Annotated in this window: 9 protein-coding genes; 3 read left to right on the top strand and 6 right to left on the bottom strand. The window is 70.1% G+C overall.

The features are described from left to right. Window positions 1-257: 257 nt before the first annotated feature. Window positions 258-1,019 carry a Mut7-C RNAse domain-containing protein gene (locus tag OV207_RS15465; protein WP_193349772.1) on the top strand — a complete coding sequence of 254 codons (762 nt, stop codon included), beginning with the start codon at window positions 258-260 and terminating at the stop codon, window positions 1,017-1,019. Between the two features lie 8 nt (window positions 1,020-1,027). Here the strand turns inward: OV207_RS15465 and OV207_RS15470 are convergent, their stop codons facing one another. The 5 genes from OV207_RS15470 to OV207_RS15490 form a co-directional block, all read right to left on the bottom strand. Beyond that, window positions 1,028-2,170, bottom strand: a complete 1,143-nt coding sequence (locus tag OV207_RS15470; protein ID WP_267555986.1) for a (2Fe-2S)-binding protein — start codon at window positions 2,168-2,170, stop codon at window positions 1,028-1,030. Then, on the bottom strand, window positions 2,167-4,989 hold the full coding sequence (locus tag OV207_RS15475; protein ID WP_267555987.1) for a xanthine dehydrogenase family protein molybdopterin-binding subunit: 2,823 nt from the start codon (window positions 4,987-4,989) through the stop codon (window positions 2,167-2,169). Before OV207_RS15475 ends, OV207_RS15470 begins: the two co-directional genes overlap by 4 nt. A gap of 113 nt (window positions 4,990-5,102) precedes the next feature. Next, window positions 5,103-8,012, bottom strand: coding sequence for an isoleucine--tRNA ligase (gene ileS / locus OV207_RS15480; RefSeq protein ID WP_267555988.1), 2,910 nt, complete (start codon window positions 8,010-8,012; stop codon window positions 5,103-5,105). A gap of 77 nt (window positions 8,013-8,089) precedes the next feature. Beyond that, window positions 8,090-8,386, bottom strand: a complete 297-nt coding sequence (locus tag OV207_RS15485) for a hypothetical protein (RefSeq protein ID WP_193349776.1) — start codon at window positions 8,384-8,386, stop codon at window positions 8,090-8,092. A gap of 75 nt (window positions 8,387-8,461) precedes the next feature. Beyond that, the gene (locus OV207_RS15490) at window positions 8,462-9,895 is read right to left on the bottom strand and encodes a sigma 54-interacting transcriptional regulator (protein WP_193349777.1); all 1,434 of its coding nucleotides are present in this window, start codon (window positions 9,893-9,895) and stop codon (window positions 8,462-8,464) included. Window positions 9,896-9,972: 77 nt separating this feature from the next. Between OV207_RS15490 and OV207_RS15495 the strand changes: the two genes are divergently transcribed. Together OV207_RS15495 and OV207_RS15500 are read left to right on the top strand one after the other, a co-directional pair. After that, window positions 9,973-10,992 (top strand): ATP-grasp domain-containing protein, encoded by a 1,020-nt coding sequence (locus OV207_RS15495; protein ID WP_193349778.1) that lies wholly within the window; start codon window positions 9,973-9,975, stop codon window positions 10,990-10,992. Window positions 10,993-11,195: 203 nt separating this feature from the next. Then, window positions 11,196-11,867, top strand: a complete 672-nt coding sequence (locus OV207_RS15500; protein WP_193349779.1) for a DsbA family oxidoreductase — start codon at window positions 11,196-11,198, stop codon at window positions 11,865-11,867. A 61-nt stretch (window positions 11,868-11,928) separates the two neighbouring features. Here OV207_RS15500 and OV207_RS15505 read toward each other — a convergent pair whose 3' ends face one another. Then, window positions 11,929-12,921, bottom strand: a complete 993-nt coding sequence (locus tag OV207_RS15505; protein WP_267555989.1) for a hypothetical protein — start codon at window positions 12,919-12,921, stop codon at window positions 11,929-11,931. Window positions 12,922-13,004: the final 83 nt, after the last annotated feature.

Consider the following 13,004-nt stretch of genomic DNA (forward strand, 5'->3'; position numbering starts at 1 on the left):
CCTGGATCCTTGCTTCCGAGGGGGCGAGGGGGCGACCCGTCGGCTTCGGCACGCCGACTGACTCGGGATTATAGAAGTTTGCAGGCTGGCTGTCCTGCGACCACCCGTGACGATTTCTCCCCTCCTTCGCAGAATCCAAGAGTTTTTCGTCACATGTATCTGCGGAAGACTTGAATTCAAAGGAAGACATCTCCACATCTCCGCGACGCAGCAGGACAACACAGCAAGACTAAGCAGCCAGAGGTGAGGAGGCCACGATGTCACCACGGGAGCTCACCGTGCGTTTCCACGGCGTGCTGAACGACTTCCTGGCACCGGAGCGCCGGGACGTGGCGTTCACCCATGTCCTGCAGGGCAGCCCCTCCGTGAAGGACCTCATCGAGTCGCTGGGGCCACCGCACCCGGAGGTGGACGTGGTGTTGGTGGACGGCGAAGCGGTGGGCTTCGAGCACCGGGCGCGAGCGGACACCCGGCTCGTCGTCTACCCCGCACTCCAGGCGCCCGGTGTTCCACCCGAGGCGCGCGTGGGGCCGCCGCTCCCGGACATGCCGCGCTTCGTGTTGGACGTGGGCCTGGGGCGGCTGTCTGGCTTTCTGCGGATGCTCGGCTTCGACACCCTGTGGCGCAATGACTCCGCGGATGAGCACCTGGCGCGCCTGTCGCGTCAGGAGTCGCGGGTGTTGCTCACGCGGGACCTGGGCTTGCTGAAGCGTTCAGAGGTGGTGCACGGCTACTTCCCGCGCGCCACGGATCCCGCGCACCAGCTGGTGGAGGTGGTGCGCCGCTACGCGCTGACGGAGCGCATGCGGCCCTTCAGCCGCTGCATGGCCTGCAACGCGCTGCTGTCCGCCGCCTCGCCGGACGAGGTGCAGGGCCGCGTCCCCGAAGGCGTGGCCGGACGCCACTCCCACTTCCGCCAGTGTCCCGGCTGCCAGCGCGTCTTCTGGCCCGGCACCCACCACGACCGCATGCAGGGCCTGGTGGACACGCTGCGCCGCCTGGAAGCCGTCGGCACCTGAGGTCGGGCTCAGCGACTCCGGGGGACGGTGGCCCAGACCTCCGGGCCCCGGGGTTCGTCCTTCTCCAGCACCAGGTCGAAGGTGATCTCCACCGTGCGCGTGAGCCGCAGGAAGAACTCGCTGGCGAAGGCGTCCACGGAGAAGCCCAGGTCCCGCATGTCGAGCGTCACCGGGGCGCGCGACGTGATGCGCAGGCGGGTGCCCTCCAGCACCATCACCACCGCGTCCGCCGTCACCGGCAGCCGGATGCCGAGCGCGGAGACGTGGCCCTGGATGTTCACCGGGATGGCCGTGCCGAAGGGCACCGCGTCCAGTTGGTAGCGCCCGTCGAGCGTGTCCACCGAGTCCAGGGTGAAGTCCACGGACTCGATGGACTTGAAGAAGAACTTCCCCAGGTTGAAGTCGCGCACCGGCTCTCCGGTGCGGACCGAACGCGTCTTCGCGCTCACCCGCGCGGTGCAGGTGTCCAGCCGGAGCCACTCCTCGAACCGGATGATCGCCTCCACCTCGTCCAGGAAGCCCACGAGCGCCTTCTCCTCCAGGTCGTTCGAGGACTGCTTGCGCACCCGGAAGGTGACGACCGAGCGCTGCGGCTCCGCCGGCCCCGGCGTCTCACAGGTGAGGCGCGGGTCCGCGAGGATGGCCTTCTTGATGGCCTCCGCGTACTTCACGTACCCCGTGCAACGACAGACGTTTCCGGAGATGGCCTGACGGATGCGTTGGTCCAGCTGCGCCGCGGGGATGGGCCTGCGGGCGAGCTGATCCATGAGGACGTCCGCCGCCATCAGGAAGCCCGGGGTGGAGAAGCCGCACTGGAACGCATAGCACTCCAGGAACTCCCGCTGCAGCGGGTGGAGCGCCTCGCCCGGCCCCGACAGCCCCTCCACCGTCGTGAAGTGCAGCCCTTCAATGGAGTCCATGCGCGCGTAGCACGCCAGCATGGCCATCTTGGGACTGCCGGGCGTCTTCTGCGCCACGACCTTGCAGGCCCCACACGAGCCGATGCCGCAGCTGAGCTTCGTGCCGGTGAGGTCCAGTTGTTCGTGCAGCACGTCGACGAGCAGGTCCTGCCCCGACGCGACGACGGTCCTCGGGGTGCCGTTGACGTGGAGGGTGTATTCGCGCTCGGTGCCCTTGGGATTTCCGGTCATGGCTTCAGCGCCTCCAGGACGCGCGCGGGCGTGAAGGGCAGCACGCCCAGGCGTGCCCCCGTGGCATGGGCGACCGCGTTCGCGATGGCCGGCATCACCGTGGTCATGACGGCCTCCGCGATGCCCTTCTTCCGGATGGGAGGACCGGACCTCAATATCTGCTCCCCCTCCGGAATCGGCAGCAGCCGCAGCTGGATGCCCGAAGAGGGCATGTGCGTGGCCCGGGGGACCGGATAGCGGTGCAGGTTGAGCAGGCCGTCCACGCCCACGGGCGCGGGCGGGATGTTCTCGAACAGGGTCATCCCCAGCCCCATCGCGAAGCCGCCCTCCACCTGCCCTTCGAGGATCCGCTGGTGGTGGACGTCGCCCGCGTCCAGGAGGGTGACCGCGTCCACGACGTCAATCACCCCGGAGCGGGTGTTCACCGTGACCGCGACGAGGTGGCCGGCCGACGCGTAGACGCTCCGGATGTGGTGCCTCGCGTCGTTCGCGACGCCGTCATACGGGACGTCCACGCGGGTGACGTGCTCATAGCCCGTCACGTCCTCATCATCCCCGCCGTGGCGGACGGCCAGCCCGTCGATGTAGCGCAGCCGCGTCGTGCCCCGCAGCGTGTACTCCGAACAGGCGTACGCGTTGCGGTAGTAGGTGTGCACGATGGCGCCGGTGCACAGCCCATCCTCCTTCGCCCGGGCGTGGGCCCTGCACGCCAGCTCCTCCAGGGCAATGGGCTCCCGCCCCGGAGCGACCAGCTTCCCATCCTCCCAGCGCGCGGACTCCGGGACGTCGCCCCAGAGGGCCTCCGCGCACGGCTTCAGGCCGTGCTCGAAGACGACCCGCGCGGCCTCCTCCACGGCATGGAGGTGGAAGAACGCCGTCACCGAGGCGCTCATCGTGTTGTCCAGCTTCGGCGTGTTCCGGGGCTGCCCCGGGGCGTAGGGGGCCCTGTTCAGCCGGATGGTCTCGTGGTCGAAGCGGCCCAACACCCCCATGACGACGCGGGACGCCTCGCGGCCCAGGAGCGGCCGGGGGGCGATGGCGAGCGAGGTCTCACTGCCCTGCCCCATCTCGATGGCGGTGGAGCGCACCGTCACCTCGCCCGTCGCGCTGATGCTGACCTCGGCGAAGACCGCGTCCTCGCTGGTGCCAATGGCCTGCATCGCGCAGGCGAAGCCGACGCCGTACTTCACGAGCCCGTTGCCCCGCGCCGCGTACTCGGCCCGCCTTGCTTCGCGCCCGGTCCAGAGCGGCTCCTGCGCCGCGAGCTCGCAGATGCGCTCGGTGTCCAGCCGGTGCCGCAGCTCGAAGCCCGTGACGTCGACGTCCTTCGCCTGGAGCAGCTTCTCACGCCGGAACGCGATGGGATCCACGCCGACCGTGCTCGCGACCTCGTCAATCATGGACTCGATGGCGAAGGCCGCCTGCGGAATCCCGAAGCCGCGCATCGAACCGGACGGGGCGCCGTTCGTGCTGATGCCGTAGCCGCTGATGGCGTTGTGCGTGAAGCGGTACGGCCCGGCGGCGTGGAGGGCACAGAGCTGCACGACAGGCTTGGTGAGGTTCAGCACGCCGCCGCCGTCCATGTAGAGGGTGGCGTCGAGCGAGTGCAGGACGTAGTCCCCGGGGCCCCTGGGCGGAGGTCCCTGGGGGTCCCGGGGCCCGTAGGCCAGCACGTTCTGGAGCACGGCGGCGTGCCGCTTGATGCCGCAGAGGAACTGTTCGTACCGGTCGAAGGCCAGCCGCACGGGCCCGTCGCAGAAGAAGGCCGCCAGGGCCAGGTAGATGGGGAAGGTGGAGAGGTCGCGTCCCCCGAAGCCGCCGCCAATCGGGAAGGTCTTCAGCTCGACCCGGGGAGCCTCGTCCTGGGGCCACAGGGTGGTGAGCGTCTCCACGCCGTCCTGGTCCTTGCGCGGAGACTGCGTCCCCGCCGCGATGCGCATGACGGGCCTGCCTTCCTCATCCCGGGTGAGGAAGGCGAGCCCCGTCTCCAGCTCCATGAACATCGGATCGATGCTCTGGCTGAAGAAGGTCCGGCGCATCACGGTCATCCCCTCCTCGGCGACGGACCTGCGGATGGCCTCGCGGGCCTTGTTCGCCTTGAGGTTGATGGCCCGCTTCGCGGGGTCCACGTCCGGCCCCAGCGCGTCGGGGTCGTGGTCCTTGTGGCCCTGGGCGGAGAACGCGTGGTCCGGCACCTGGCTGCGGATGAAGTGGGTGGCGCCGTAGAGGGCCTCCTCCCGGAAGACCTTCGCGTCCAGCAGCGGGTTGACGAGCCGCTGGATGTCCTGCTGCCACTCCACCCGCGAGCTGGCGTCGAAGCGCAGCACGGGACGGCCGTCACGCGGGCCCCGCTCCCGGTTCCAGGTGGCGAACCTCCGCAGGTCGCGGCTCTCCTTGAACAGGAGGATGGCCACCGGCTGACCGATGTGGTCCGCGTAGCCGCCGGGCGGGGTCAGCCAGTACACGCCGGAGAAGTCAGGCACCACACTCGGGTCATCCAGCGCGAGCCCCTGGGCCGGGTGGACGACCAGCCGGGGCCTGCCCCCACCGGGGGGCGTCTGCCTGTACGGCGCCGTGAACCCCCGCGCGTGGAGGTCCGCGGCCTGGAAGATGTCCGGCGGCTGGACGCCCAGCATCGCGAAGACCTCTCCCAGCCGCGCGTCATCCAGGCCCAGGTACTTGCGGTCCGCATGGGTGACGCGAAGCAGGTAGGCATGGCGGCACTCCCCCTCCCAGCCCAGGTCCCGCGTGTTGAAATCCCGTCCGTAGACCTTCTTGCCACGAACCTTGTCTTCACGGTCACCGAGGAATGGAGGCATGTGACTCCGGGAATGCCAGGAGCAAGGGGCCGCCGGTTCCTGCCCCGGCGGCGCCTTGAACTAACACACCCGAAGTTTGGACAGACACGCCCCCAGGGGAGCGCTGTCTGTCTTCAGCCCAACGCCTCACGGCATTTGGGGCACACCCCGCCGCCCGCCTCCACCCCCTCTGAATACACCCAGCAGCGCGGGCACTTCGTCCCCTTCGCGGGCAGCACCTCCACGGCCAGGGACGCGCCATCGCCGAACGCCTGGGACACGTCCAGCGCCGTCGCCGCGTCGGAGGCGGCGTCCGCCCACTCCACCTGACTCACGATGAACAGCCCGGGCAGCTCCAACAGGTGCGCCTGGAGCAGCTCCTTGACCGAGCCTCCGGGCGGACCATCGGCCGTCAGCACCACGCGCGCCTCCAGGGACGCGCCAATGCGCTTGTCCCGCCGCGCCACCTCCAGCACGCCCTGCACCGCGCCGCGCACCGCGAAGAGCTTCGCGTAGCGCTCCGCGAGCCCAGGCGCCATCGCGCCCTTCGGCTCCGGGAAGCCCGCCAGGAACACGCTCTCCGAGGTCCTGCCCGGCAGGTGCTGCCAGGCCTCCTCCGCCGTGAAGCTCATCACCGGCGCGAGCAGCGGCAGCAACACGGTGACGACCTCGTGCAGCACCGTCTGCGCTCCCCGGCGCGCGGGCCCGTCCGCCTTCGCCGTGTAGAGCCGGTCCTTCAGGATGTCGAAGTACACGGCGGACAGGTCGTTGGCGCAGAAGTCCACCACCGTCGCGTAGACGAGGTGGAACTCGTAGTCCTCGTACGCCTGCCGCACCCGGGCCACCACCTGGGACAGCCGGCCGCGCGCCCACTGGTCCAGCGGCGCCAGCGCCTGCGCCGGCACCGCGTCCTTCGCGGGGTCGAAGTCGTGCAGGTTGCCCAGCGCGTAGCGCAGCGTGTTGCGGATCTTCCGGTAGCCCTCCGACAACCCCTTGAGGATGGCGTCCGACAGGCGCACGTCGTTGCGGTAGTCGCTGGCGGCCACCCACAGCCGCAGCACCTCCGCGCCGTACTGCTGGATGACCTTGTCCGGCGCCACCGTGTTGCCCCGGCTCTTGGACATCTTCTCGCCGTGGCCATCCACCACGAAGCCGTGCGTGAGACACGCCTTGTAGGGCGCCACGTCGCGCGTGCCCACCGACACCAGCAGCGAGGAGTGGAACCAGCCCCGGTGCTGGTCGCTGCCCTCCAGGAACAGGTCCGCCGGCACGCGCTGCCGCGGCTCCAGCACCGCGGACGCCATGCACGCCGAGTCGAACCACACGTCCAGGATGTCCGTCTCGCGGTGGAAGTCCTCCTTCCCGCAGCGCGGACACCGGAAGTCCTCCCCGAGGAAGTCCTTCACCGGCGTGCGGTACCACACGCCCGCCCCTTCCTTCTCCACCGCCGCCGCCACGCGCTCCATCACCTCCGGGGACACCACCGCGTCGTCGCACCCGTCGCAGTACGCGATGGGGAGGGGCACGCCCCAGCTGCGCTGCCGGCTGATGCACCAGTCCGGGCGCCCCTCCAGCATGCCCCGGATGCGCGACTGTCCCCACGCCGGCACCCAGCGCACCTTGTCCACCTGCTCCAGCACCGCCTGCCGGAACGTCTGCGTGCCGTGGAAGGGCGCGTCCATGGGGATGAACCACTGGTAGGTGGCGCTCTGGATGACGGGCTGGTGGCAGCGCCAGCAGTGCGGGTAGCTGTGCGTGACGGTGTCTGCTTTGTCATTGAGCAGCGCGCCCCGCTGCACCAGCAGGTCCAGCACCACGGGGTTCGCTTCGAACACGCGCCGGCCCGCGAGCACCTCGCCCACCGTGTCGTCGTAGCGGCCGTCCGCGCGCACCGGGTTGTAGATGTCCAGGCCGTACGCGAGGCCCACCTCGTAGTCCTCCTGCCCGTGGCCCGGCGCCGTGTGCACCAGCCCCGTGCCCGCGTCCAGGGTGACGTGCCCGCCCAGCAGCACGCGCCCCTGCCGCTCGTGGAAGGGGTGCTGGTACGTCACGTGCTCCAGGTCCTCGCCCGTCGCGTACGCGAGGATGCGCGAGGGGTCCACCAGCGCCGGGGACGACACCTCCCCCGTGGGCAGCTGGACGTGCTTCACCGCCAGCTCGTCCGACTTCACCTCCGCCAGCACCTTCGCCAGCAGGTCCTTGGCCACGCACAGGACGCGGTCCTCCAGCCGGTAGAAGACGTATTCGAACGCGGGGTTCACCGCGATGGCTAGGTTCGCCGGCAGCGTCCAGGGCGTGGTGGTCCAGATGACGAAGGACACCCGCTGGCCGCGCAGCTGCGGCAGCCGCTCACCGAGCGAGGCCCCCGCCGCGTCGAAGGCCACGTACACGGACGGCGAGGTGTGCTCCGCGTACTCCACCTCCGCCTCGGCGAGCGCCGTCTGGTCCTGGAGGCACCACGCCACCGGCTTCTTGCGGCGGTACAGCATGCCCCGGCGCGCGAACGTGGCCAGCTCCCGCAGCTCCCGCGCCTCGTAGGTGAAGTCGAGCGTCTTGTAGGGCGCGTCCCACGAGCCGAAGACGCCCAGCCGCTGGAACTCCGCCTTCTGGATGTCCACGAACTCCAGCGCGTACTCGCGGCAGCGCTCCAGCAGCGCGTCGCGCGACAGCGTGCGCTTGTCCAGCTTCTGCTCCTTCAGCCGCTTCTCCACCGCCTGTTCGATGGGGAGGCCATGCGTGTCCCAGCCGGGGATGAAGTCACACGGGCGGCCGGAGAGGTTCCGGTACTTCACCACGATGTCCTTCAGCACCTTGTTGAGCGCATGCCCGGCGTGCAGGTGGCCGTTGGCGTACGGGGGCCCGTCCGCCAGCACGAAGGGCTCACGGCCGGCGTTCTTCTCCAACAGCCGCTTCCACACGCCGCGCTCCGCCCACCACGCCAGCAGGCGCGGTTCGAGCTGCGCGAGGTTCCCCTTCATGGGGAACTCCGTGCGCGGCAGGTGGACGGTGGCGTCGAGGTCCTTGCGGGAGGGGGCGTCGCTCATGGCCCCGCGCCCGTAACACCGCCGCGCGAGGGCTTCAACACCGGGAGGCCCGCGCGGGCGGACCGCCCCGGGCCTGCCTAGTGGTCGTGGTCCGCCCCGGACTTCTTCTTCTTGCCGGAACAGCCCTGGGCACACTTGGACTGCAGGGCCGTCAGCTTCTCGGCGCAGCCCTGGATGCACTTCTGGTACTTCGGGGAGGAGGACTTGCCGGAGCAGGAGCTGGTGCAGGCCTGCATGGTGGTGGCCGCCTTGGTGTTGCAGTTCACCATGCACTGCGAGGGCTCCGCCGCGAGCACCGGCGGCGCCAGCAGGACGGCGCCCAGGCCCAGCATCCCCACCCAGCCACGCACCGCGATTTCAAGCTTCAAGGTCATCCGCCACCTTCCAGAAGGGTTTCCGGCCCCTACTATCCGTCAACCGGGCTTCATCCCAAACAGGCCCCGCGCCGCTCACCGCGGCTTCAGGCCCTTGGCGTCCAGCTGGTACTTCTTCACCAGCCGCTCAATGGACTTGCGGTGCAGCCCGCTCTCCCGGGCCGCGCGGGACAGGTTGCCCTCGCAGCGGGTGAGGACGCTGGTGACGTACTCGCGCTCGAAGTTCTCCAGGAGCTGCTCCTTGGCGTCCTTGAAGGCCAGGTGCTCGTTGAAGGGCAGCGGCCCCTCGCGGGCCTGGCCCCGGACGCGCGGGGGCAGGTGGGAGGGCAATATCTCCTCGCCCTCGGAGAAGGTCAGCACGTGGGACAGCACGTTCATCAGCTCGCGCACGTTGCCGGGCCACGCGTAGGCCATCAGCAGGCCCAGGGCCTCCGCGGAGAAGCGCTTGCGGCCGTGCTTGTCCACGACCTCCGGCTCCGCCAGGGCCTGCTTCAGGATGAGCGGGATGTCGTCGCGGCGCTGGCGCAGGGGCGGCAGCTGGATGTTGATGACGGACAGGCGGAAGTAGAGGTCCTCGCGGAAGTTGCCCGCGGCGATCTCCTTCACGAGGTCGCGGTGGGTCGCGGCGATGACGCGGACGTCGACCTCGATGACGTCGTTGCCGCCCACCCGGCGCACCTCGCGGTTCTCCAGCACGCGCAAGAGCTTGGGTTGCAGGTCCAGGCGCAGCTCGCCCAGTTCGTCCAGGAAGATGGTGCCGCCCTGCGCGCGCTCGAAGGCGCCGGGGCGCCCGGACACCGCGCCGGTGAAGGCGCCCTTCTCATGGCCGAACAGCTCGCTCTCGATGAGGTTGGGCGGGATGGCGCCGCAGTCCAGCACCACCATGGGGCCCTTCTTGCGGCCGGACAGCTCGTGGATGGCGCTGGAGACCAGCTCCTTCCCGGTGCCCGTCTCCCCCTGGATGATGACGGACACGTCCATGGGCGCGATGCGCTTGATGAGCCCGAACACCTGCCGCATCTTCACGCTCTGGCCCACCATGCCGCACAGCTCGCCCTCGCGGTCGGGCTCCACCGCCACCTCTTCGTCCAGCGGCGCGAAGGTGATGACGGAGGAGCCGGCGCGGATCTGCGAACCCGGGGACAGGTAGGCCCGTTCGATGCGCCGGCCGTCCAGGAAGGTGCCGTTGGTGGAGTTCAGGTCCACCAGCAGGTAGCCGCGCTCGGTGTACTGGACCTCGAAGTGGTGGCGGCTCGCGGTGCGATCCTCCACCAGCACCAGGTCGTTGCCCGGGTGGGCGCCGCACCTCAGCCGCTCCTTGTCGCTGGCCATGGAGCGCCCGGTGTCCGGCCCCGACGTCACCAGGAGCCGGCACTTGTGCAGCTTCATGGTGGCGCGCGGATCCACCACCTGCGTCTCCCCCAGCAGGGAGGACTGGGCCGACAGTTCGAGGCCGACATCACCGGGATTCGTGTGGATGTCGTCGGGATGCGGATTGGAGGCGGTCATCAGTGAACGCGAGGATAGCAAAGGGCGCCCACGGACCATGCCTGACGGGCCGTGCGTGCTAGTGTCCCGCGCCCCGCATGCCCCCCCGAAAAGTGAAGCCGAAGAAGGCGCCCATCCCGCCTGGAGCGCAGGCACCCGAGCGTGGCGACGCACCGCGCCCACGCCGGCCCCGCGCCAAGAAGACCGTGGCCATCCTGTCCCGGAAGCGCTCGCTGTACTCGACGCGCCGGCTGGTGGAGGCCATCAAGGCGCGGGGGCACCGGGCGCTCGTCTTCGACACGCTGCGCTGCTGCCTGATGCTGGCCCAGGGCCGGCCGCGCATGACGTACCGCGGTGCGGAGGTGAAGGGCGTGGACGTCGTCATCCCCCGGATTGGCGCGTCCATCACCGCGTACGGCCTGGCGGTGGTGAACCACTTCGAGATGATGGACGTGCCGGTGCTCAACCCCCCCACCGCCATCGCGCGCAGCCGCGACAAGCTGCGGGCGCTCCAGTTCCTGGCCCGCGCGGGCCTGGACATGCCCCGGACGGTGATGGCGCATGACCGCGGCAACGTGCGCAAGCTGGTGCAGGAGGTGGGGGGCCTGCCCGTCATCATCAAGCTGATCAAGGGCACCCAGGGCGTGGGCGTGATGATCGCCCACACGCTGCCGGAGGTGCAGACCATCCTCGACACCTTCTGGGACCTGGGCCAGGAGATTGTCTTGCAGGAGTTCGTCGCGGAGAGCGAAGGCCGCGACGTGCGCGCGCTGGTGGTGGGCGACACGGTGGTGGGCGCCATGCGCCGCAAGGCGAAGAAGGGCGAGTTCCGCTCCAACATCCACCGGGGCGGCGAGGGCCGCGCCATCGTCCTGCCCCCGGCCTACATGGAGGCCGCGGTGAAGGCGGCGCGCATCATCGGGCTGGAGGTCGCGGGCGTGGACATGCTGGAGGGCCGGGACGGCCCCCGCCTGATGGAGATCAACTCCAGCCCCGGCTTCGAGGGCCTGGAGGGCGCCACGAAACAGGACATCGCCGGGACCATCGTGGAGCACGCGTTGGTGTACGCGGGGACCCGGGGCCCGGCGTTGGTGGCGCGCGCGGGGCGGGCCTCCTAGCGGCAGGGGCCGCCTAATGGGGGTGACAGCAGGCACGCGAGCAGTGAAACGTGCCTGCCCGCCTGCCGCATGGCGTGCGTGTCGCGCTTCACGGTGCGCACGGTGCCTTGCATGCTCCACAGGAATACGGGAATGCCAACCGGCGTGGTTTGTCAGGGGGTGTTGGCAGCGACGGGGATGCGCCTCTAATCTGGCGACCCCCGATGAAAACGCTGCACAAGCCGCTGCAGATCACCGTCTACCAGGATGTGTTGTGTTCCTGGTGCTACCTCGCCGACCTGCGGTTGGACGTGCTTCGCCAGGAGTTTGGCGAAGCCGTCCGCTGGAGTGTGCGGCCCTACCCGCTGCGGCTGCACGACGTGCTGCCCACGGAGCGCGAAGTGCGCGGATTGGTGGAAGAGGTGAAGCGCGCGCAGCGCGAAGCCGAACCCACTGCCGCGCTGCTCTCCACGGACCTGTGGCTGGGGGGAGACCCTCCCCGCTCCAGCGTGCCGGCCCTGGCGGCGCTGGAAGCCGCGCGATTGCAGGGTCCGCAGGCGCGGGCCTTCCTCGCGCGGGCCATGCAACGCGCGGCGCTGGAGCAGGGCGTCAACGTGTCGCGCTCGGACGTGGTGTTCGAGCTGGCGTCGCGCGTGGGCCTGTCCATGAACCAGTTCTCCGCGGCCTTCCGTTCGGAGGAGACGCGCCGGCTCATCCACGACGAGCACCGGCTGGCCAACAGCCGCGGGGTGAGGGGCGTGCCCACGCTCGTCATCGGCGGCCGGTGGATGCTGTGCGGCCTGCGGGAGCTCACCGAGTACCGCGAGCACATCCTCGCGTGCCTGGGCAAGGTCATCGCGCCCCGCTCCGGCTCCTCCGAGCGGCTGGTGCACTGAGGCTCCGCCCGGCGCGCCTTCGTCCCGTGGGCGAAGGCGCGCGCCCGGCGTCACCGGAGCGTCAGCCGTGCGACGGGTCGGAGCCTTCGTCCGACCCGGAGCGCAGCGTCAGGTACAGCCCCGCGAGCAGCAGCTGGGCCATGGCCGTGGCGGGGATGACGCCCACGCAGCAGACGAGGAAGCCCCCCAGCACCACGAGCCCCGCGATGAAGCTCACGCCCACCATGGCCAGGCGCTGGCCCCGGGCGTAGTCCCAGCAGCGACGCAGCACCTGGAGGGGTGAGGGCGGCGCGTCTTCGTACGCGAGCTCCGGCTGGACGAAGTAGAGCGGGAGCGTCACGTAGATGAGGGGGAAGATCAGCACCAGCGTGACCCCTCCCAGCACCGCCAGCACGGGTACCACGGTGTTCCGGATCTCGCCGGACGCCGCCTCCTCGCGGATGCCGTGCAGCAGGCCGGTGCCCATCGCCGCCAGGAAGCCCAGGCCTCCCACGATGAACAGCGGCACCACGATGATGGCGACGACGACGAGCATCGTCAGCAGGTAGGGCCCCACCTTGTGCATCTGGGTGAAGAGGCGCGCCACGTCCGCGCGCTGCCCGCCCAGCACGTCGAAGTACACGCGCAGCAGCCCCAGTTGCACCAGCCCCTGCACCACCAGTTGGACCACCACGCCCACCAGGCCCAGCGCGACGGCCAGCGCGGTGCTGTCCAGCGCGGTGCCGATGCCCTGGCCCAGCGTGACCAGGAACTGCGAGCCGAGTGAGACGCCGAAGCTGATCAACACCGCCAGCGACAGCATGGCCCACTCGCGCTGGAAGGCCTTCCAGCACACCTCCCACAGCGCGTTGACGGTCCAGGTGTCCCGGTTCAGGGGGAACGTGGTGCCGGCGCGCGCCCGGCAGGTGGGGCAGCGCGGGGAGCTTCCGCCCTCGCTGCACATGTCGCACATGAAGTTGCCGCACCGCGTGCAGGTGCCCGCGGCGACCTGCTCCGGGTGCAGCGCGCAGGACGGCCCCGCCCCCCGTCCGAAATCCCTGTCCGACTCCGACATCCGTGTCTCTCCCAGGCGCGGGCTCCAGGCTTCGGGTGGACCCGCGCCCGGGCTTCATATCAGCGGGGCCCTCCCCCTCCTCC

Origin of the sequence: Corallococcus sp. BB11-1 (assembly GCF_026626625.1) — a bacterium.
Lineage (GTDB): Bacteria > Myxococcota > Myxococcia > Myxococcales > Myxococcaceae > Corallococcus > Corallococcus soli.